The 21,928-nt window shown below is 51.7% G+C and carries 20 protein-coding genes and 1 pseudogene; 18 read left to right on the top strand and 3 right to left on the bottom strand.

Features of this window, described 5'->3' with window-relative positions; genetic code table 11:
- Positions 1-310: 310 nt before the first annotated feature.
- The 16 genes from QK293_RS25610 (at position 311) to QK293_RS25685 (ending at position 17,391) form a co-directional block, all read left to right on the top strand.
- Positions 311-589 (top strand): hypothetical protein, encoded by a 279-nt coding sequence (locus QK293_RS25610; RefSeq protein ID WP_282382608.1) that lies wholly within the window; start codon positions 311-313, stop codon positions 587-589.
- A gap of 152 nt (positions 590-741) precedes the next feature.
- A complete protein-coding gene (gene ihfB / locus QK293_RS25615) occupies positions 742-1,050 on the top strand; it encodes an integration host factor subunit beta (RefSeq protein WP_282382610.1) in 309 nt (102 codons plus the stop codon).
- An 11-nt stretch (positions 1,051-1,061) separates the two neighbouring features.
- Positions 1,062-1,301 carry a LapA family protein gene (locus tag QK293_RS25620; RefSeq protein WP_282382612.1) on the top strand — a complete coding sequence of 80 codons (240 nt, stop codon included), beginning with the start codon at positions 1,062-1,064 and terminating at the stop codon, positions 1,299-1,301.
- A 230-nt stretch (positions 1,302-1,531) separates the two neighbouring features.
- The gene (rfbB, locus tag QK293_RS25625) at positions 1,532-2,608 is read left to right on the top strand and encodes a dTDP-glucose 4,6-dehydratase (RefSeq protein ID WP_282382614.1); all 1,077 of its coding nucleotides are present in this window, start codon (positions 1,532-1,534) and stop codon (positions 2,606-2,608) included.
- Positions 2,605-3,498, top strand: a complete 894-nt coding sequence (rfbD, locus tag QK293_RS25630; RefSeq protein ID WP_282382616.1) for a dTDP-4-dehydrorhamnose reductase — start codon at positions 2,605-2,607, stop codon at positions 3,496-3,498. The genes rfbB and rfbD overlap by 4 nt, the downstream gene beginning before the upstream one ends.
- Positions 3,495-4,385 (top strand): glucose-1-phosphate thymidylyltransferase RfbA, encoded by an 891-nt coding sequence (rfbA, locus tag QK293_RS25635; RefSeq protein WP_282382618.1) that lies wholly within the window; start codon positions 3,495-3,497, stop codon positions 4,383-4,385. Before rfbD ends, rfbA begins: the two co-directional genes overlap by 4 nt.
- Positions 4,386-4,831: 446 nt before the next feature.
- Positions 4,832-6,274, top strand: coding sequence for a mannose-1-phosphate guanylyltransferase/mannose-6-phosphate isomerase (locus QK293_RS25640; protein ID WP_282382620.1), 1,443 nt, complete (start codon positions 4,832-4,834; stop codon positions 6,272-6,274).
- Positions 6,275-6,422: 148 nt separating this feature from the next.
- Positions 6,423-7,796: a phosphomannomutase gene (locus QK293_RS25645; RefSeq protein ID WP_282382622.1), complete on the top strand. Its 1,374-nt coding sequence runs from the start codon at positions 6,423-6,425 to the stop codon at positions 7,794-7,796.
- Between the two features lie 101 nt (positions 7,797-7,897).
- Positions 7,898-8,992, top strand: coding sequence for a GDP-mannose 4,6-dehydratase (gene gmd, locus QK293_RS25650; protein ID WP_282382624.1), 1,095 nt, complete (start codon positions 7,898-7,900; stop codon positions 8,990-8,992).
- An 11-nt stretch (positions 8,993-9,003) separates the two neighbouring features.
- Complete coding sequence (locus tag QK293_RS25655; protein WP_282382625.1) at positions 9,004-10,089, top strand: DegT/DnrJ/EryC1/StrS family aminotransferase; 1,086 nt, start codon at positions 9,004-9,006, stop codon at positions 10,087-10,089.
- 102 nt (positions 10,090-10,191) lie between these two features.
- Complete coding sequence (locus QK293_RS25660) at positions 10,192-10,974, top strand: ABC transporter permease (protein WP_282382627.1); 783 nt, start codon at positions 10,192-10,194, stop codon at positions 10,972-10,974.
- On the top strand, positions 10,971-11,741 hold the full coding sequence (locus QK293_RS25665) for an ABC transporter ATP-binding protein (protein ID WP_282382629.1): 771 nt from the start codon (positions 10,971-10,973) through the stop codon (positions 11,739-11,741). The genes QK293_RS25660 and QK293_RS25665 overlap by 4 nt, the downstream gene beginning before the upstream one ends.
- Positions 11,719-14,016: a glycosyltransferase gene (locus QK293_RS25670; RefSeq protein ID WP_282382631.1), complete on the top strand. Its 2,298-nt coding sequence runs from the start codon at positions 11,719-11,721 to the stop codon at positions 14,014-14,016. The genes QK293_RS25665 and QK293_RS25670 overlap by 23 nt, the downstream gene beginning before the upstream one ends.
- On the top strand, positions 14,007-15,659 hold the full coding sequence (locus QK293_RS25675; protein ID WP_282382633.1) for a glycosyltransferase: 1,653 nt from the start codon (positions 14,007-14,009) through the stop codon (positions 15,657-15,659). Before QK293_RS25670 ends, QK293_RS25675 begins: the two co-directional genes overlap by 10 nt.
- The gene (locus QK293_RS25680) at positions 15,656-16,285 is read left to right on the top strand and encodes an acetyltransferase (protein WP_282382636.1); all 630 of its coding nucleotides are present in this window, start codon (positions 15,656-15,658) and stop codon (positions 16,283-16,285) included. Before QK293_RS25675 ends, QK293_RS25680 begins: the two co-directional genes overlap by 4 nt.
- The gene (locus QK293_RS25685; RefSeq protein ID WP_282382639.1) at positions 16,282-17,391 is read left to right on the top strand and encodes a glycosyltransferase family 4 protein; all 1,110 of its coding nucleotides are present in this window, start codon (positions 16,282-16,284) and stop codon (positions 17,389-17,391) included. Before QK293_RS25680 ends, QK293_RS25685 begins: the two co-directional genes overlap by 4 nt.
- Before the next feature lie 144 nt (positions 17,392-17,535).
- Here the strand turns inward: QK293_RS25685 and QK293_RS25690 are convergent, their stop codons facing one another.
- Together QK293_RS25690 and tnpB are read right to left on the bottom strand one after the other, a co-directional pair.
- Positions 17,536-19,080 (bottom strand): IS66 family transposase, encoded by a 1,545-nt coding sequence (locus QK293_RS25690; RefSeq protein ID WP_282382641.1) that lies wholly within the window; start codon positions 19,078-19,080, stop codon positions 17,536-17,538.
- 17 nt (positions 19,081-19,097) lie between these two features.
- On the bottom strand, positions 19,098-19,457 hold the full coding sequence (gene tnpB / locus QK293_RS25695) for an IS66 family insertion sequence element accessory protein TnpB (RefSeq protein ID WP_282382643.1): 360 nt from the start codon (positions 19,455-19,457) through the stop codon (positions 19,098-19,100).
- An 84-nt stretch (positions 19,458-19,541) separates the two neighbouring features.
- On the opposite strand from tnpB, the pseudogene QK293_RS25700 reads away from it, so the two are divergent.
- Positions 19,542-19,769 (top strand): annotated as a pseudogene (locus tag QK293_RS25700) (transposase domain-containing protein); the annotation flags it as partial.
- Entirely contained in the window at positions 19,766-20,080 is a 315-nt protein-coding gene (locus tag QK293_RS25705; RefSeq protein ID WP_282382644.1) for a hypothetical protein, read from the top strand. The pseudogene QK293_RS25700 and the gene QK293_RS25705, both read left to right, overlap by 4 nt.
- Before the next feature lie 428 nt (positions 20,081-20,508).
- Here the strand turns inward: QK293_RS25705 and QK293_RS25710 are convergent, their stop codons facing one another.
- A complete protein-coding gene (locus tag QK293_RS25710) occupies positions 20,509-21,864 on the bottom strand; it encodes a hypothetical protein (protein ID WP_282382646.1) in 1,356 nt (451 codons plus the stop codon).
- Between the last annotated feature and the right edge of the window lie 64 nt (positions 21,865-21,928).

Genomic DNA, 21,928 nt, shown 5'->3' on the forward strand with positions numbered 1-21,928 from the left:
GGCGAGTCCATACATAGCAGCTGGCGAAGCCTGCGTTCGGCTGCGTAGCAGTCGTCAATCCTGCCACCTCGGTTTACCTGGATTACCGCGTTGGCTGATTTACGACTGCTACGCAGCCGGACGCAGCCGGACGCAGGCTTCGCCAGCTGCTACAAAATCGCATGCCACTTATGCGGGCTACAGGCAGGCCATGAAACCAACGCGCTCGACTTGCTGTCTCTTTCTTTAACAGGATCAATCGTTTATTTACAGCTAGTCTTTAGCCTGAAGCGAACGACGGTCAGGTGGCGTGTCCGATCTAAGGAAGCGAATGAACAAGCTCATTGTCGTAATAGCAGTACTGACACTGGCGGGCTGTACCACTAATGCCAAGACTCATGCGGTGCGTGGGGTCAGTGGCATCGAGATCGATTGTTCTGGATTGGGCTCGGGGTGGGAGAAGTGTCGCAAGCGAGCGAACAAGGAGTGCAAGGCGGAGGGCTACAAAGTTGTAGCCAGGTCCGATGATGCCAAAGACGAGGATGAGTACCCCTTTGGCTTCAACCCCGCGGGCTATCTGACGCGCACCATGCTGGTTATCTGTAGATGAGTGCGAGAGTGCACGATCAGTGTTCCGCTGCTCTGGAAGCGGGCATCTCATTGCGGGTGAAGAATGTCAAAAACTCGGGCTGTTCAAATTGATCCGGGCGTGCTAAAACCTTTGAAGCGCTGATCTAGCTGCTTGAAAAAGAAGGGAAAAATATGACGAAGTCGGAGTTGATCGAACGAATTGTCACCCATCAAGGGCTGCTCTCATCCAAGGATGTGGAGCTGGCCATCAAGACCATGCTCGAACAAATGTCCCAATGCCTGGCCACCGGTGATCGCATCGAGATCCGTGGGTTTGGCAGCTTCTCTTTGCACTATCGCGCACCGCGCGTAGGTCGCAATCCAAAAACCGGTCAGTCCGTCAGCCTCGACGGCAAATTCGTGCCGCATTTCAAGCCAGGCAAGGAACTGCGTGATCGGGTGAACGAGGACGAGGAGGAGGGTTTTGACCTCCATAACTAAAGGGTCGGCGCATGCGTAACCTCAAGCGTGTACTCCTTGGCGTAGTTATCCTGTTGCTGATTCTGGCGGTTCTGGCGTTTGTCCTGGAAAATCAACAATCGGTTTCCCTGCTGTTCCTGGGTTGGGCGGGGCCGCAACTGCCGGTATCGCTGGCCATGGTTGTTGCGTTGTTGATTGGGATGGTAATCGGGCCGATTCTTGGCTGGTTTCTGGGACGTACGTCCAGAGTTTCACGCAAGCGCCTTGTCTGATTGCGGCATGATGCGTTAGGCGCACTAAACTTTAGCCACAGCTTGTCTATATCCATTAGTAAAACCGTCATTAAGCTGTAAAATGCTGCGCTTGTCCGATAGTGGCATATGCCCACGTCGGTTCAAACTGACTCTGTCAGAGGCCTCAGCTGACTTGATGGCTTCTGCATTCATGGATTAGACAGTGCTCGGTTGGCGGCCCTGTCAGTAACTCAAGGGTATGGTTTCGCGTGAAAATTCTAGTAACCGGCGGCGCCGGGTTTATCGGCTCGGCAGTCATCCGTCATATCATCTCCAACACTGCCGACTCTGTCGTTAACGTCGATAAGCTTACTTACGCCGGTAACCTTGAGTCATTGGCCGAAGTTAGCCTGAACGCGCGTTACGTGTTCGAGCGCGTCGACATTTGCGACCGCGATCAGATCGATCGCGTCCTGGGGGAACACCAACCGGATGCGATCATGCACCTGGCCGCAGAGTCCCACGTTGACCGCTCGATCTCCGGCCCGTCTGAATTCATCCAGACCAACATCATCGGCACATACACCCTGCTGGAAGCTGCACGCCACTATTGGGCTTCGCTGGATGATGCGCGTAAAGACAACTTCCGTTTTCACCATATTTCGACTGACGAAGTTTACGGAGACCTCGAAGGTCCGGAAGACCTCTTCACCGAAACCACGCCGTACCAGCCAAGCTCGCCATACTCGGCCAGCAAGGCCAGTTCCGATCACCTTGTTCGCGCCTGGCGCCGTACTTACGGCTTGCCAACGCTGGTCACCAACTGCTCGAACAACTACGGTCCATGCCACTTCCCCGAGAAGTTGATCCCGCTGATCATTCTCAATGCACTGGAAGGCAAGCCGCTGCCGGTCTACGGCAAGGGCAATCAGGTCCGGGACTGGCTCTACGTCGAAGACCACGCCCGCGCACTTTACAAAGTCGTGACCGACGGCGTGATCGGCGAGACGTACAACATCGGAGGCCATAACGAAAAGCAAAATATCGAAGTGGTGCATACCCTGTGCGCACTGCTCGACGAACTGCGTCCCGATTCTGCTCACCGTCCACATGCCAGCTTGATCACCTATGTTCAGGATCGCCCGGGTCACGACCAGCGTTATGCAATCGACGCCAGCAAAATTCAGCGTGAGCTGGGTTGGACGCCGGAAGAAACCTTTGAAACCGGTATTCGCAAGACTGTCGAGTGGTACCTCGACAACACTGAATGGGTGGCTCACGTGAAGAGCGGCAGCTACCAGCAGTGGATCGACCAGAACTACGGAGATCGCTCGAGCAAGTCATGAAAATCCTCCTGCTGGGAAAAAACGGCCAAGTGGGCTGGGAGCTGCAACGCTCCCTCGCGCCGCTTGGTGAGTTGATCGCCCTGGATCGTCACGCGGTCGATGGTTTGTTCGGTGACCTGTCTGACCTCGACGGATTGCGTGCGACGATTCGCCAGGTCAAACCCGACGTCATCGTTAATGCTGCGGCGTACACTGCCGTCGATAAAGCCGAGTCCGAGACCGAGCTGGCCGACCGTGTGAACGGACAAGCATGCCAGGTCATGGCTGAGGAGACTGCGTCCTTGGGCGCCTGGCTGATTCATTACTCGACCGACTATGTCTTCAGTGGCCAGGGTTCGACACCATGGCAGGAGACAGATGCTGTCGCACCCGTGAATCACTACGGCATCAGCAAAGTGGCTGGCGAGCAGGCGATAATCGCGTCTGGCTGCAAACATCTGATCTTCCGGACCAGTTGGGGTTATGGCACTCGTGGCAACAACTTCGCTAAGACCATGTTGCGTCTGGCCAAGGAACAAGAAACCTTGAGCGTAATCTCCGACCAGGTCGGAGCTCCAACAGGTGCTGACCTGATTGCCGACGTGACTGCGTTGGCCATTCAGCAAGTCATGCAGCGCCCCGAATTGGCAGGCCTGTATCACTTGGCGGCCAGTGGTGAAGTGTCCTGGCACGGCTATGCTAGCCATGTGATCGACTTCGCCCAAGCCAACGGCGAGCAGCTTGCCGTAACGGCGATCAATCCGATTGAAACGATCGCTTATCCAACACCGGCGCGCCGCCCTCTGAATTCGCGTTTAAATACTCAGAAGCTACGTGACAATTTTTCTCTACACTTGCCGGATTGGCAAAGTGGCGTAACCCGAATGCTTAGGGAAGTTCTGAATAAATGAGCACGACCAATCGTAAAGGCATCATCCTCGCCGGCGGCTCGGGTACGCGCCTGCATCCGTTAACCCTCGGCGTGTCCAAACAGATGCTGCCGATCTACGACAAGCCGATGATCTTTTATCCTTTGTCGGTGCTTATGCTCGCGGGCATGCGTGAAGTTCTGATCATCTCCACGCCTGAGGATCTGCCGAACTTCCGCAAGTTGTTGGGAGACGGCAGCCTGTACGGTATCAAACTGACCTACGCCGAACAGCCTAGCCCAGACGGCCTGGCGCAAGCCTTCATTATCGGCGAAGAGTTCATTGGCAAAGATCCTTGCTGTCTGATTCTGGGTGATAACATTTTCTATGGTCAGTACTTCACGGACCACTTGCGTTCCGCCAACAATCAAGTTCACGGTGCGACCGTATTTGGCTATCACGTGTCTGATCCGGAACGTTTCGGTGTTGTGGAATTCGACGCAACCGGTCGGGTGCTGAGCATCGAAGAGAAACCGCTGAAACCCAAGTCCAACTATGCGGTAACCGGTTTGTACTTCTACGACAATCAGGTTGTCGAGATCGCCAAGAGCATCAAGCCGTCCGAGCGCGGCGAGCTTGAAATCACCGACGTGAACCGTGCTTACCTTGAGCAGAAGACCCTGAAAGTCGAAATGCTTCGTCGCGGCTTCGCTTGGCTGGATACCGGGACTCACGACTCGCTGCTTGAGGCTAGCCACTTCGTGCATACCATCGAGAAGCGCCAAGGTTTGAAGGTGGCTTGCCTGGAGGAGATTGCCTACAACAGCGGGTGGATCTCTGCAGCCGAGCTGTCAGCACAAGCTAAGCGCCTTGGAAAGACAGGTTATGGTCACTACCTGGAGAAACTGCTGGAGACGCATGATCGCTGAGATTTGATCGGTGCTGGAGGTTGATGTAATTTTGATGGCGTGCAATTGCTTGTTTTCAAATGATTTTTTATCTCCGGTCGGCGCATGAGTTATTAATTCGCGGTACTACCTTGTAGAATGACCGACAGAATTATCTGATCCCGTTCAGCATTGCATCTCAATCTCAATTGACCCGCTTTTCCTTTCAAAGGATGGGCGCCATTGTCGAGATTTCCTTTCATAAAAAGCGTTAGCCGGCAGGAAGATCCGATAAGTGGTAGAGGGCATCAATTCGGGAGGCGCCAGGCATAGAAGCCGATGGGTTTGGATCGAAGTCGAGCTGTCACCCTTGCAATCGCTTCGAGCAAAGAGTTTGCATCGATCACGGTGCAGGAATGACCGGAAAACATAACTGAGCCCCACTTTCTGGACGTATCTGCCAGAAGGGGGGATTAAGGATTTAGAGCATGGAACTGATTCCCGTAATTTTGTCTGGCGGAGTGGGCAGCCGGTTGTGGCCTGTTTCTCGTGAAGCCCATCCAAAGCCGTTTATGGAACTGCCAGATGGCCAGAATCTAATCCAGAAAACCTTCCTTCGTGCTTCGCGCCTGGAAGGTGTAGTGGAAGTTCTGACGGTGACCAACCGGGAACTCCTGTTCAAGACCGAAGACGAGTACGGCGCAGTCAATACTGCTAAGCACGCTCAAGGCTTCATTCTGGAACCTTTCGGTCGTAACACCGCTGCGGCCGTCGCAGCCGCCGCGCTTCAGCTGGAATCCACACATGGGCCCGACGCCCAAATGCTGGTACTGGCCGCTGACCATCTGATACAAGACGAAGAAGCCTTTGCTGCGGCCGTATCCAGTGCGATGACGCTTGCCGCCGACGGCTGGCTCGTAACGTTCGGTATTCAGCCGACGTACCCTGAAACCGGATTTGGCTACATCGAAGCGCAAAAAGATGCCCCGCTGAAGGGCGGCCTGAAAGTAGCGCGCTTTGTCGAAAAACCTAATCTTGACACCGCTCAAGCGTATGTCAGCGCAGGTAACTACTACTGGAACTCCGGGATGTTCTGCTTCCGGGTGGGTACTGTCCTCGAAGAGCTTCGTCAGCATGCTCCGGACGTAGTGGAAGCAGTCAGCAAAACGATCGAAGCATCGCGCCTTACTTCATCCACCAAGTACCGTTGCCTTGCGCTCGATGCTGATGCGTTCGCTGAGGTGCCGGATATCTCCATCGACTACGCGTTGATGGAACGCTCCTCCAAAGTCGCGACTGTTCCCTGTGACATCGGCTGGAGTGACATCGGTTCCTGGAACGCTGTCAGTGAGCTGACCGAACCAGACGAGAACGGTAACCGCTTTGAAGGCGAGGTGTTGTCCCACGACTCTCGCAACAACTACGTAAACAGTGAAAGTCGGCTTACCGCGCTGGTCGGTGTCGAGGACTTGCTGGTCATCGACACGCCCGACGCGGTGATGATTGCCCACAAGGACCACGCCCAAGACGTGAAGCATATCGTCAGCCAGCTCAAGGCCTGCAGTCACACGGTTCATTTGCTCCATCGCACCGTGCATCGCCCTTGGGGCACTTACACGACGCTGGAAAATGGCGAGCGCTTCAAGATCAAGCGCATTGTGGTGAAGCCCAAGGCGTCTCTGTCCCTGCAAATGCATCACCACAGAAGCGAGCACTGGATCGTTGTCAGCGGGATGGCTAAGGTCATCAACGACCAACAGGAGTTGATGTTGAACACCAATGAGTCCACCTTCATTCGTGCCGGCCATCAGCACCGCTTGATGAACCCGGGAGTTATCGACCTGGTGATGATTGAAGTGCAAAGTGGCGACTATCTTGGCGAGGACGATATCGTTCGTTTCGACGATATTTACGGTCGCGTCGATAAGTAACAGCGCCGGCGCATTTGTAAGCCAGATCGGTGGGTTTCCACCGGTCAGGCTTTTTTGCATTTGGCCTGTTCCTGACGCATTTCCATTCTGATGAGAGAGCAGAGCCGTCAATCGGCCTTGCTTCCACATACCTCAGCAAGAGAGCGGTATGACTACCCCGATCAAAACCCAGTGTTTCAAAGCGTATGACATTCGTGGCCAAGTACCGTCCGATCTCAATGCCGATGTGGCCTACCGGATAGGCCGGGCCATGGTTGTCGAGTTGCAAGGCAAAAACATTGTGCTGGGGCGGGATATGCGGCTCGAAAGCCCGATGCTGGCAGAGGCGATGACACGTGGGTTGCTTGAGGCCGGTGCCAATGTCATCGATATTGGTTTGTGCGGCACCGAAGAGGTCTACTTTGCCACCAGCGCATTCAAGGCGGATGGCGGAGTGATGATCACCGCAAGCCATAATCCCAAGGGTTACAACGGGATGAAGCTTGTGAAATCCGAGTCCCGGCCTATCAGTGGCGACACCGGGCTCAATGCCATACGTGATCGCGTGGAAAATGGTGATTTAGGCACTCTGGCTATCACTCTTGGTGAAGTTCGATTCGAGCTGGATAAGACGGCCTACATCGAGCACCTACTCAGTTACGTCAATGTTGCAGATCTCAAACCGCTGAAAATCTTGGCCGACCCGGGCAACGGCGCTGCCGGGCCTGTGTTGCAGGAATTGATCAAAAAACTGCCCTTCGAATGGGTAGTCATCAACGCAGAACCCGATGGCAACTTCCCCAATGGTGTGCCCAATCCGCTACTTCCAGAAAACCGTACGCTGACACGTCAAGCGTTGTTGGCGGACGGCTGCGATTTGGGTATCGCGTGGGATGGCGACTTTGATCGCTGCTTCTTTTTCGACCAGAACGGCCGCTTCATCGAGGGCTATTACCTGGTCGGCCTGTTGGCTGAAATGCTGCTCAAGAAGAACCCTGGCTCAAAGATCATCCATGATCCAAGGTTGACCTGGAACACGATCGATCAGGTTCGATTGGCGGGCGGTGTTTCAGTACAATGCAAGACCGGGCACGCATTCATCAAAGAGCGCATGCGTCTGGAGGATGCAATCTACGGCGGTGAGATGAGTGCTCACCATTACTTTCGGGATTTTGCCTATTGTGACAGCGGCATGATCCCCTGGCTGCTGGTGGCCGCATTGATGTCTGCCTCGGGAAAAAATTTAGCCCAGCTTGTTGATGAGCGTATTGCCGCCTATCCATGTAGTGGCGAAATCAACTATCGGGTAAACGATGTATCCGCGGCGCTGAAGGAGGTCCTGGCACATTATTTACCTGAAGGGCCTCACCTCGATCAAACCGATGGCGTCGGTCTGGAGTTTCCCGACTGGCGATTCAATCTGCGAGGTTCAAACACAGAACCTTTGTTGAGGTTGAATGTGGAAAGTAAAAGAGACCCAGAGCTGGTAGCGGTAAAGGTTAAAGAAATTGAGGAACTGCTGAACAGTAGATATATGGAATGACAAAGCGGTTCTCACTTCCAGAAGGACAGTGAAGGGCAGCAACGAGTTGAGTCTATTTTAGAGACTTACTGTTCGATTGATTAATTCAAAATGGTGAAAAAATGAGCGACAAGAAAGTAGCGTTGATTACGGGTATTACTGGTCAGGATGGTGCTTACCTCGCTGAGTTCCTGCTCAAAAAAGGTTACTCGGTACACGGCATCAAGCGCCGTAGCTCCCTGTTCAATACTCAGCGTATTGACCATCTCTACCACGACCCGCACAACCAAGGCTATGATCTCAAGCTGCACTACGGCGACCTGACCGATTCAAGTAGCCTGATTCGTATCGTGCAAGAAGTTCAACCAGATGAGGTCTACAACCTCGGGGCGCAAAGCCACGTTGCGGTTTCCTTTGAATCGCCAGAATACACTGCTGATACTGATGCCATGGGTACGCTGCGCATCCTTGAAGCAATCCGCATCGCTGGTCTTGAGAAAAAGACCAAGTTCTATCAAGCGTCCACATCCGAGCTGTACGGTCTGGTTCAGGAAATTCCACAGAAAGAAACCACGCCGTTCTATCCGCGTTCCCCTTATGCCGTCGCCAAGATGTACGCCTACTGGATCACTGTGAACTACCGTGAGTCTTATGGCATGTATGCCTGCAACGGTATTCTCTTTAACCACGAATCGCCCATCCGCGGTGAAACCTTCGTCACCCGCAAGATCACTCGCGCCCTGGCACGTATCAAGATCGATCTGCAAGATTGCCTGTACCTCGGGAACATGGACGCCCTACGTGACTGGGGTCATGCTCGTGATTACGTGGAAATGCAATGGCTTATGCTGCAACAAGAAACTCCGGAAGACTTTGTGATCGCGACCGGTGAGCAGCATTCGGTTCGGGAGTTTGTTGAGGTTGCAGCGAAGGAAATCGATATCAAGATTCGTTGGGAAGGTACGGGCGTAGACGAGAAAGGTTACGACGTCGCTACCAACAAATGTATCGTTGCCGTCGATCCGCGTTATTTCCGTCCGGCCGAAGTTGAGACGCTGTTGGGTGACCCAAGCAAAGCCAAAGCCAAATTAGGCTGGGTACCCACTACCTCCTTCAATGAGTTGGTAGAAGAAATGATGCGTGAAGACATGAATGAAGCCAAGCGTGACAAACTGGTCGCTGAACACGGCTTTAAATACTTCAAGGGTCAGGAATAAAGGGGGCTGTGATGATTCCGGTATATCAGCCCTTTCTGGGCGGACGCGAAAAGGAATATGTAAACCAGTGTCTTGATTCGACCTGGATTTCCTCCCGTGGAGAGTTTATCTCCCGCTTTGAGAGCGAGTTTGCCCGATACATTGGTGCGGAACATGCGACCACAGTGAGCAATGGCACCGTTGCCCTGCACTTGGCAATGGCCGCTCTAGGGCTTGGGCCTGGCGATGAGGTGATTGTTCCGACGCTCACTTACGTGGCGTCCGTCAACACCATCATGCAAACCGGGGCCAGCGTCGTTTACGCTGAATCCCTGGCTGATACCTGGAACGTCAGCGTTGCAGACATCCGCAGCCGCATCACGCCGAAAACCAAAGCCGTCATGGTCGTGCACTTGTACGGTCTGTCGTGTGACATGGATGAGGTCGTCGCTCTGTGTAAAGAGCACAACCTGCTGCTGATCGAAGACTGTGCAGAAGCTTTCGGCTCTCTGTACAACGGTCAGCATGTAGGGACATTTGGCGATGTCGCTACGTTCAGCTTTTTTGGAAACAAGACCATTACCACCGGTGAGGGTGGGATGGTCGTGTCCAAAAACAAGGACATTCACGAGAGAGCCTGTCACCTCAAAAGCCAGGGCGTGTCCAAGACCCGCGAGTATTGGCATGACGAGTTGGCGTTCAACTATCGGATGACCAACATCTGCGCAGCCATTGGCCTTGCCCAGTTGGAACGTGCAGACGAGATCATCGCGCTTAAGCGGCAGGTAGCGGACTGGTATCGCGAAGCGCTCGAAGGACTTCCGCTGCAGATGCATGCAGAGCAACCCGGTACACGTCACTCCTACTGGATGTGCTCGGTGCTGTTGGATGATCCGAGCCAGCGTCAGGCATTGCGCGATCATTTGAAGAACAAGGGCATTGAGACACGTCCTCTGTTCGCTCCTGCTCACCACATGCCGCATTGCAAGACGGATGAAACCTTTCCGGTAGCCGAGGACCTTAGCTCACGAGGGATGAACCTCCCGAGTTATCCGACGCTGAGCCGCGAGCAGGTGCAGCAAGTAGTAGAAGAAATTCGATCTTACTTTGCCAGCTGATGTTGCGTTGGGATTGAGGCTGGTAACAGCCTCAATTCTCATAAAAATTCAAAGAGGACGAATAATGTCCAGGCTTTCGAATTTAATTATTCAGGGGAAGTAATGTTTTCGTATTTTTCTCGCGTTTGGGCTGCTCGATACTTTTGGGTACATCTTGCTCTAGCTGATTTGCGCTCCCGCTGGCGCAGGTCTTTTTTTGGCGTGACGTGGTCAATTATTCAGCCATTGGGTATGACCGTGCTCCTGACGCTGGTATTTAGCAAACTGTTCAATACGGATGTATTAACCTACGCCCCTTATGTTCTCTCCGGGATAGTCGTGTGGGAGTTCATCTCCGCTAATACAATTGGTGGCTCATTGTCTTTCGTTCAAGCGGATGCCTACATTAAACAATGTAATCATCCCTTGGCAATTTATACCTTGCGAACTGTGCTCGGTAGTTCAATCGTGCTCATGTTGGCCAGCGTTTCACTCTATCTCTGGGTGTTGATCATGATGCCTCAGAATTTCGGATGGAGTTGGTTGGCGACGCTAACGATATTCCCCGTCGTTGCCTTGATAGCCTGGCCTGTATCGACACTTCTCTCCTACATCAGTGCCCGGTTTCGCGACGTTCCCCACGCGCTTGGGCTGGTGATGCAATCATTATGGTTCGTGTCTCCGGTGTACTTTGAAGCGAAAATGTTTCAAAACGGCGGGTTGCACGCTCTGGTTGATTACAACCCGATTTATCACATTCTTCAGTTGTTTAGAGCGCCACTGCTGCAAGGGGAATGGCCAACTCTCGCAAACTACGCTTTTAGTTTAGGGACTGCTTTGTTCTTTGGTCTAATCGCGATGTATGTTGGTTACAAAGCAGAGCGGAAGGTGATTTTTTACCTATGAGAATGAATAAAATCAATCAGATCAATGTAAAGAACGTAAATCTCCACTACGCGGCCGCGGCTTATAAGGAGCGTTCATTAAAGTCATTGATGGCCAATATATTCTCAAAAAAAGATGCCAATAACCACGTGGCCGATATTCACGCGCTCAAGAACATAAATGTTCAAATTGTCAGCGGTGAGCGTGTGGGGCTTCTTGGGCATAATGGCGCGGGTAAAAGCACATTCCTCAAGACGGTTGCCGGCCTGTATCCAATCTCCAGCGGCGAGCTCGATGTACAAGGCCAGGTTCGCTCCCTGTTTGACCTGAGCTTGGGATTCGAACCGGACGCGACGGGACGTGAGAATATTCTCTACCGTGGCCTGCTGCTAGGCCTGTCTCCTAAGTTCATGCGAGAGAAGATCGACGAAATCGTAGCGTTTGCCGATCTGGGCGAGTTCATTGACTACCCGATTAAAACGTACTCTGCCGGGATGCAAGTACGACTCGCTTTTGCTATCTCAACCACGGTCGGTGGCGATATTCTGTTGCTGGATGAGGTTATTGGTGCGGGCGATGCCAACTTTATGGCAAAGGCTAAAGTACGTATTACCAGTCTGATCGAAAAGGCTGAAATACTCGTGCTGGCCTCTCATGACTTCGGTGCTTTGCAATCCATCTGCACCCGGGGCTTGGTATTTCATCATGGCGAGTTGTTGTTCGACGGTGAAATAACAGACGCGATAGCTGAATACAAGAAGATAAATGGACTTGCTGATGCAAACTAAACCGTTTCGTGTGATGTGGCTGCTGAACCATGGCGCAGCTCGTAAATTCGAGCTTCAAATGCTCAAAACCTTGGGGGTTAAAGAATTTTTTCTGCCAAAGTCATTTCCACAGGAAATCGGTTTTCGTTCGGCAAGCATAGATCATTCGGAGGATGCGAACCTTACTATTCCTGTTGAAGATCTAGAGGTACTAAATCAGCAGAACTGGTATGTGTCACCGTCGAAAGAAGCCTGGGACATAGCCAATAAATATTTCGATATTTGTTTTTTTATCTGCCATTCAAAAGGCTTCATGAATGAGGTTTCACGATCATTCACCGGTGCTGCTATTTGGCGTGCTTATGGACTGGATAAAACACTCAGTTACTCAGAAGTCGTTAAAGTCTTAACGTTAGGTACACAGTCAGTGAAGAAGCTTGGCCGACGCCTTTGGTTGGGTATCGCGTATGAGCATCTTGCCGACTCTGAACCCATGTACCTCCAGAGGCGAAAGGCATTTTTGCCGCTAGGCCTGAGTAACTGTACGATCAATGACATCTGGAACGGCAGGCAGAAGCATATTTTTTTCGTATGTCCGGATATTGGTTTTAGTAGCTACTATAAAAAAGTATATGCAGATTTTATTTCGGATATGCAGGGATTGCCATACAAAATCGGCGGTTCTCAGCCTATAGAGGTGGATGATCCTAATGTACTGGGATTTGTCACCAACGAAGAGCATGAAACTAATATGAGAGAGTCGCGAGTGATGTTTTATCATTCAAGCGAACCTAACCATATTCATTATCACCCCTTCGAAGCCATTCGCGCCGGTATGCCACTGATCTTCATGAGTGACGGCATTCTGGATCGCATGGGTGGAGCCACCCTGCCTGGTCGATGCGAGTCTGTCAAAGAAGCGAGAGAGAAAGTTCGTCGCATCTTGAATGATGACACGAAGTTTATTGAGCAAGTCCGTAGAAGTCAGGCGGTGCTGCTGGAGCCCATGCGCGCAGAGAGCTGTGAAGCCGCTTGGATAAGCAGTTTCAATGAAATCCTGCAAGAGCTGGAAGTCAGCCGCTTGGAACAAAGCCAGCGCCCAGTCAAACGCAAGAAAATCGCAGTGGTAGTCCCAGTCGAATATCGAGGGGGGAGCCTTCGTGGTGCCCATCTGCTAGCGGAAGCTTTGCATGAAGGGAGCAGGCAGTGGGGAGAAGATGTCGACGTTGTCCTCTTGCATTTGAAGTCTGCTGACGATGAGGCAGAAGATCCTTCCGATCAGGATGAGAGAATTCAGCTGCGCACTTTTCACTGGAAAACCCTTGATGCGCAAACAGCACGGAGAGCGATGCGATATGCAGGTCACGACGGCTGGGAACCGGACTCCGTAAGTTATGTTGTCCCGGATGATGGTATCAAACAACTTCTGGACTGCGATGCGTGGATCATAGTATCTGATCGTGTGCAAGCGCCCTTAGTACCTCTGCGGCCATGCATTTTCATGGTCTATGACTATCTTCAACGGTATGAAAAGGTCCTTTCCAAAAGCGGAGATGAACACTTTATCAGTGCCGTGCGCAGGGCACAGAAACTACTAGTAACGACTGAGTTTACGAAACAGGACGCCATTCAGTATGCCGGCGTTGAAGTAGGTCGGATAGCTAAAGTTCCCATGCTCGCTCCCGATTTCTCAAAAATTGAAACTGAAATGTTCGCGGCGCCCGACCAGTCGTATTTCTTGTGGACAACTAATTCCGCTGCGCACAAGAATCATAAGAACGCACTAAAAGCACTAAAGTTTTATTACGAAGCTCTGGACGGTCAGTTCTCCTGTCATGTGACGGGGGTGAATACTGGAAACCTTTTAGAGGGTGATGTGCCGCACCTTCAAGCCCTGTCTGCTCTCGTTAGTAAAAGCGAAGCATTAAGGGAAAAAGTGAAATGGCTTGGTGAGCTTCCTGACTTTGAATACCGCTGTGCTTTGGCGAATGCTACATTTCTGTGGCACGCAGGTAAAATTGACAACGGATCCTTCAGTGTTGTTGAAGCCGCTAGTTTAGGCGTCCCAGCGTTGAGTAGTAATTATCCGGCTATGCATGAAATGGATGTTCAATTTTCACTGCAGTTGACGTGGATGAATGCCGCCGACTATAAAGAGATGGCGCATAAGCTTAAAGAAATGGAATTGACTTACTTGTCCAAGAAGGCCCTGCTTCCATCGCCTGAGGTATTGGCAGAACAAGGCGTTGAGAAGTTGGCGGCACAATATTGGGGAGTCATACGAGAGTGTCTATAAAAAAATATGGTATCTACCTGGCCTACGCACCGGGTTTAGATCTCCGTCATGAAGGATTGGGTAGATACCTGGCTGCCTTTCTGAAGGGGGCAGAGGATCGAGAAGATGTACGTTTCGTACTGGTATGCCCAAGTTGGTCAAAAGAGGGACTTGAAGATCTATTTCACAGTGAAGGCGTCTCTAAAGAGTGCTTTGAAGTAGTTTCTCCCTCGAAAAAGCCGATGGTGTTGCGCGTCTACGAGGCGTACATCGCTAGAAAGAAGCGAAAACGCAGGCCGAGTATATTCAAAAGAATTTCCAGCGCGTTCTCAACGATTAAAAAAGTTGCCATTGATCACGTTGAACAACAATTGGTCACGACCAACTCCTACTCAGGTTTGGCGTTATTGTTTATAGAAGGGGTTTTTCTTGCCAGCCTTCTAATCCTGTTTAGTCCAATTATTATTTTGGCGTTGGTTGTTCTTTTTTTCATAAAATTAAAGTTTGTTTTAAAAGCATCGACACGACCTTTTCGGCGCTATATATCACGCGCTCGAGTGGCTGTCGGGGAGCCGAAAGACGACGCCTTCATTTTTCGACTCTATAAGCGAATGGAGCGAATTGAGTCAGAGCGGATGCTCCACTTGATAGATAGTCTGGCTGATGTGAAGGCTTGGTACAGTCCCACTGCTTTTTGGCCAGCCTTCAATAAAATAGATCGTCCACGCCTGATGTGTGTGCCAGATGTGGTGCTATCGGATTTCCCTGTCGGGTTCTCAAATGTGGGAGGCGAGCGCTTTTTGCAGACCTATGAGGATGTTCGCAGATCGATCCAAACGGGCCAGCATTACGTCACTTATAGCAACGCGATCAAGTGGGAGACACTGGTCGATCAGTATTCGATACGTGCTTCTAATGTGTCGGTGATTCATCATGCGCCGAATATGCTAAACCAGTGGGTAACAACCCGAGGGTTTGCGGATCTGGAAGCCACCTCACTCCATTATTCACAAACACTTCTCGCTAGTGCGATGCGTAAATCTTCCAACAAGAACTATACGGTAGGTTTTGCAAATGCCTCTTTCAAATTCATATTTTATGCAAGCCAGTTTAGGCCAAACAAAAACCTATTGATGTTGTTGCGGACATACGAATTTCTTTTAAGAAAAAAATATGTCAGTCATAAACTGGTGTTAACCGGTGATCCCGAGCGTTATCCCTCGGTTAAAAAGTTTATTGCCGAACACGGTTTGGAGAATGATGTTTTATGCTTGCACGGTTTGACGGTGCAGGAACTGGCTGCCTGTTACAAATTGGCGGATCTGGCAGTGAATCCTAGTCTGAGCGAAGGGGGTTGCCCGTTCACTTTCACTGAGGCTCTGTCTGTCGACACTCCGGTGGTCATGGCTAGAATCGCGGTTACTGAGGAAATACTTGATCAGCCAGAGCTTCAAGATACGACTTTTTTTGACCCGTATGATTGGGAAGATATGGCTCGCCGCATTGAATGGGCTCTTTCTCATCGAGAGGAGCTTCTTGTGCTGCAGAAAAACATCTATCAGCGCCTGATTCGGCGTACCTGGACGGATGTTGTGAATGAGCACATCACTGTTCTTGAAGCCATTTCTGTAGGCGACTGTATCCCTTTAGAGGCCCAGCCATGACTTCAATCACAGGAATGCTGATTCTGGGGTTTGGTGGTCATGCCCGGAGTGTGGCTGACATCGCACTTGCATCGGGGATAACGCAGTTGTGCTTTATCGACGCCAACGCCAAACCAGATGAATCGTTTTGTTCGTTTCCAGTGAAAGCGTCTGTAGACTTTGAATTACCCGCAGATTGGTCAGTCATTCCCGCGGCTGGCGACAACAAAAAGAGAATAGAGCAGTGCGAATGGGTCAGTCAGCAGGGATGGCGTTTAGCGACACTCATATCTCCCAGCGCCACCATTGGCGTCGGTGCCCAAATCGGTGAGGGGACCTTTATTGCTCATCACGCTCATGTTGGGCCGATGGCTACCGTCGGACGCGGTTGTATTATCAACACCGGCGCGATTGTCGAGCATGAGTGTGTGGTGGGTGACTACAACCACATTTCCGTAGGCGCTGTAGTTGCTGGCCGAAGCCGTATAGGTAATCGCTGCTTCCTGGGGGCGGGCTCAACAGTGATCGACGGACTTCGGGTGACAGACGATGTCATGCTGGGCGCTGGGGCATGTGCTCATCGCAACCTGGAAGCGGCCGGTACATACGTGGGAGTTCCCGCGAAGTTTTTGGGGCGTAAACATTGAAAATCCTGCATTTTTTCAAGACTTACTACCCAGACACCATGGGCGGGGTAGAGCAGGTGATCTTTCAGCTCGCTGAGGGTGGGGTGCAGCACGGTATCGAATCTGAAGTTCTTTACCTTAGTCCCCGTGGCGCCATGCGCAACGAACGGCTCGGACATCATCTTGCCCATCGGTCATATGAGAATTTTCAGATCGCTTCTACTGGCTTTTCAATCGGTGCGATCAAGGATTTCTACGAGCTCGCAAAGCAAGCTGACATTATCCATTACCATTTTCCGTGGCCGTTTATGGATATGGTGCACTTTCTAACCAGAGTCAAAAAACCGACCGTTGTTACTTATCACTCGGATATCGTGAAACAGCAGTCGTTGCTCCGTCTGTATAATCCACTGTTGCACGCGTTTCTTCGAAGTGTGGATGTAATCGTTGCTTCCTCACCCAACTATGTTGCAAGTAGCGAGATACTGGGTAAGTACGTAGATAAGGTTAAGGTCATCCCTATCGGTATAGATCGCAATACATACCCTGTGGCGACTGATGCATTGTTGGCTCATTGGCGGGAAGCGGTGGGTGAGCGATTTTTCCTTTTTGTCGGGGCGCTTCGTTATTACAAAGGCCTTGATTTTCTTCTGGAAGCGGCGCAGCAGATTAGGCTGCCTATCGTGATCATGGGCAAAGGGCCCATGGAAATGGCGCTGAAACAGAAGGCTAAAGAGGCGAACCTGGATAATGTCTTTTTTGTCGGCGCCTTGCCCGACAGTGACAAGGCCGCACTGATGACCCTGTGTTTCGCGTTGGTATTTCCCTCTCACCTCAGGTCCGAAGCCTTCGGGATTTCTCTACTGGAAGGTGCGATGTATGGAAAACCACTCATTTCCTGCGAAATTGGAACGGGTACGACGTACATCAATATCGAAGGTGAAACAGGCTGTGTGGCACTCCCTGGAGACAGTGCGTCTCTCGCAAGCGCTATGAAGAAGCTCTGGGATGATCCATTGGGAGCCGCCAATATGGGGGAGAATGCTCTAAAGCGTTATGAAGAGTATTTCAAGGCCGGTGATATGGTTAAGTCGTACAGCGAAATATACCACGCGCTTTTGAAGTGACTAACGTATTTGCGCAATGAGTTCGACATCCTGACAGGTGCTGTGCTCCCTATCTTTCTAAGGTATCCGATCCACGAAGTATACCGTAAGCGATCCACGGTAAGCGATCCACGAACTACACCTACCTCCTGATGAGGCAGTCGTTTACCGTGGCATCTCTGGCGAGCAGTTCCATGGCAGCAAGGCTTCGTAGTCCCCAACCGATTGTGCCTGCGGCAGTCTTTCCAGTACGTGGCGCAGCCACGTATAAGGCTCCTGGCCGTTGACCTTGGCGGTCTCGACCAAACTGTAGATCTGCGCACTGGCGGTGGCACCCTTGGGCGTGTCGCTGAACAGCCATGCCTTGCGCCCGATTACAAACGGCTTTATCGCGCGCTCCGCCGCGTTGTTGTCGATCGGTAAAAAACCGGCCTCCACGTATCGCTCCAGACGGCTCCAGTTGTTGGCCAAATAATTCACGGCTTTACCCAACACACTTTGCGGCGTCACTTGGGACTGTGTTTTATCCAGCCAGCTTTTCAACTGCCCCAGGATCGGCAGGCTCTTCTCCTGACGACCGATAAAACGCTGTTCATCGCTAACGTCCTTGAGTTCACGCTCGATGCCGTACAGCTTATTGATCATTGTCAGCGCGATATCGGCACGCCCGGTTTTGCCCTTGGGCTGCACTTTCTGCGCGTCGACAAACTTACGACGCGCATGAGCCATGCACGCCAATCGCTCAACACCGGACTGCAACGCCAACGCGTTGTAACCCGCGTAATCGTCGGTCATCACGTAGCCGCGATAACTTTCCAGCAGGCGTAGAGGCACTTCCTGCGCACGGCTGGTGGTGTAGTCAAACAGCACAACTTTTCGATCCGGCGGCCCGCTGGCCTGCACCCACATCCACGATTGGCTGGTTGGGTCTCGATCCGGCTCTTTCAGTACCTGGACTCTTGTTTCATCGCAGTGGATGACCGGACTTTCCAGTAATCGGTCGCGCATTAAATTCAGCAAAGGCTGGAAGTGTTCGCTGCACTGGATGACCCACCGCGCCAGTGTTTGTCTTGGAATATCCACACCGTGTCGACTCAGCACGGTTTCGAAACGATGCAACGGCAGGCCATCGACGTACTTGGTGGTTAAGAGCATGGCCAATACGCTGGGGCTGGCCATGCTCTTTTCGATCATCTGAGCGGGTTTGTCTGCGGTGACCGGCGCTGTTTCGCAACCACGGCAACCGTAAACTTTGCGGATGTGTTTGAGTACGCGGATCTGCATCGGCACGATCTCCAGCTGTTCGCTGGTTTCTTCACCGATGACGTGTTTGCGGCAGCCGCAAGCGCAGGTCAGTTCGTGCTCGGGCAGTTCGTGGGGCACTTCGAAGCGTGGCAGATCAGCCGACAGTGGCTTGCGTTTGCCGCGACGTGGCGTCGAAGCAACAACTTCTTCGTCAGCGTCGCCGACTGGAAGCATCGGCTCGCTTTCGGGCTCATTGAACAACGCCAGTTGCGGCGTGTTGGGCTCGATGGTCTGCTCGGATTTTCGACCGAACAAACGGTCGCGCAGCAGCTTGATCTGTTCTTTCAAATCGACGATATGAGTCTGGTATGCCTCAGCCGTTACTTGCTGACGACTGAGTGCCTCAAGCAACATTTGCTTGAGCAAAACAGGATCATCGGGAAGGTCTTCGGGTATCAAATTCATGCCGGGGATTATACCCGTCAGGCGACGAATCTTGGCGTTAAAACCTTATGAGGACGATTGCGCCAGAGATCAAAGCCATCCAGTAACCAGTTCAATTCCTGGACAGTCAGCACGATCGCCTCGTCGACCTCATCAGGGGAAAGTTTGAAACGTTCAGACTCCAGACGCTTGAGCCAAAGGCAGAAGCCGTTGCGCTCCCAGTACAACACTTTGACGCGGTTGCGGTGGCGATTTAGAAAGACGAAAAGCACGGGGTCGAACACCGCAACTTTGATGTCCAGTTCGACCAATGCAGCCAGGCCGTCGATGGACTTTCGAAAGTCTACAGGCTTCGGGTAGAGGTACACTTTTTCAACGCTGGCATTGGGATGCATCATGGTGATGGGCTCCTGATGGAAATCGGGAGCACAGCATCAGCCGTCAGCTATCCGCTTGGAATGTGGAGTTCATGGAGCGGATACGCTGAAAGAGCGATAAAGCCGTTTGTGATCGGGCGCAAGGCTAGGCTTTTCAGCGACACACCCAAAGGCGCCACCGCCAGTGCGCAGATCTACAGTTTGGTCGAGACCGCCAAAGCTAACGGCCAGGAACCCTATACGTGGCTGCGCCACGTACTGGAGCGATTACCGCAGGCTGAATCGGTTGAAGACATTGAGGCGCTACTACCCTGGAGTTGGAGGCCATCATGAGTATCAATATTGATCATCTGAGTGTCGATGAGTTAGTGACGCTGAATCATCACATTATCGAACGGCTGAAGATGTTGGAGTCGTTGGAGGCTCATAAATCAATGATGCAGTTCCATCCAGGAGCACGGGTTAGCTTTGACTCACCCAGTGGTGAGCGCCTGTCCGGGACCGTCATGAAGTTCAATCGCAAGACCGTCACAGTAGTAACCGACACCGGCCAGCGCTGGAATATTTCACCGCATTTGCTTTCCCCGATCAAAAACGTACAAGCGGGGATGGTGGTGAATATCAGGCCACAAAAAATGGAGTAACTGCGCCACGAACCGCCAGCATGATTTGATTCCCCCCTCACACGCCGTCTGCTTGGATAGGTGGGGTTTATGGATCAGTTACAAATCTACAGGCTTCGGGTAGAGGTACACTTTTTCAACGCTGGCATTGGGACGCATCATGGTGATGGGCTCCTGATGGAAATCGGGAGCACAGCATCAGCCGTCAGCTACCGCTTGGAATGTGGAGTTAATGGAGCGGATACTACCATCATGAGGGGCTGGCTCCAGAAAGAAATCGGGAGCACAGCATCGAACATAAAATTCCGGCTTGGAATGTGGCGTTCATGGAGCGGTTACGGTGGTCTGGCAGCGCGGAGGAAGCAGTGATGCCAAGCAGATTCCAGCTTTGTTACAAAGTAGCCGTACTGTCGAGGTGTTTCCCGCAGTACGGCCGATGCGGTTAAAGATTAGGGCAGGCTATACGAGACGCAGGCCATAGCGGCAGTGGTTATAGCCAGAAACGAGGCAGCGAGCAACGCATATGCGGCGAGGATCGGCAACCAATGCTTCTTTAGAAGATTTGAAAAGTCTGACCATTCAAATTGGGTTGCGATGGCGCCAAACAAAACCAGATAGAGAGGCATGAAGAATCGGGTTTCGACTGCTCCTGGAAGAATCGCCAGCACTGGGATGAGCAGGGGAGCGAGATAAGCGACTTCAATCCATCGAGGTTTTTGTCTTGTACAAAAAATCAGAACCCCAAAAAAGAACAAGCTGTAGCAGAGAAATGCTACGACACTTTTATTGATCGAAGGCTTCGTGACGTAAACCAACCCGTCGCGAACATCAATGCCATTAATGAAGTGTCTTCCGTAGATGCCAAGAAATTGAACTGGGTGTTTCGCAACCAGAGAGATGTAACCGCCGATAGTTGGATCGTCTGTGAATAGCGATTCATCAAGTGAGCGCAAGGTGATTCCGGCGGGATCCCTATAGTAGAGGCTAGGTGCGGGAGTGTCTCCACCGTTATAGGTTTCGTAGCGCTGTATCGTCACTCCCCAATACAGCTGTGTCGCCATCAGGGATTTACCTTTGACGGTAGCGAACACTAAAGGGGTGGCAACGTCATGAATACGTTTGTTGATGGCCATTTGCGGCAAAGCTACAACAAAAGCCCCTAAAATAAACGCAACTATTCCAAGCCCGCGAGCGTTCCATGATTTGCTACGCAGGAAGACAAACGGAATTATAAACAGCAGCGCAATGAAGGCGAAGAGGTAGATAGTTCGGATGTTGTAAGCCGCGCTAGCTGCCGCGCCGGAAAAAAACAGGAAAGCTAGCCAGTACTTTCGTTTCGCACTGTCTGCGAATGCAATTGCAATTATCAAGGCTAGTGCAGCGGGCATATCGGACAGCGGATAAAGGAATAATCCTGGGAAAACGGCAATTGCAAGCAATGCAAATAAAATGCGGCGTGTTACGGTAAGGCGACCACCGAAGCACTGCAGGAAAAAGTTTGCTACCTGGCCTGTTAAAAGGTAGGCATAGATCGCAGAGGTGCTGAGCCTGAAAATAATTCGGCCTGTATCGTTTACAGCATCGGTTAAAGCGTGTATTGGAAAGAGCAGGTAGGCGTAAACGTAGCCTCTAACAATATCGGGGAAGTTCGCAACGAAGGCGGGAGTGCTTAGGTTCCAATAGGTGTTCGAGTCGTAGGGGAAATCGGTGATTCCTAGAATCTGGTGAGTCACAAATAATATAAAGAATACTGCGCAAAACGAATAAAAGTTCGGCCTGCACTCTAGCTTTGACAACACGTCCATTGGTGATCCTTTTTTGATTCTAAACTCGGGGCGCTCGCTCAGAGTCATTTATCAACGCGGTTAA

Source organism: Pseudomonas sp. AL03, from assembly GCF_029960815.1.
Lineage (GTDB): Bacteria > Pseudomonadota > Gammaproteobacteria > Pseudomonadales > Pseudomonadaceae > Aquipseudomonas.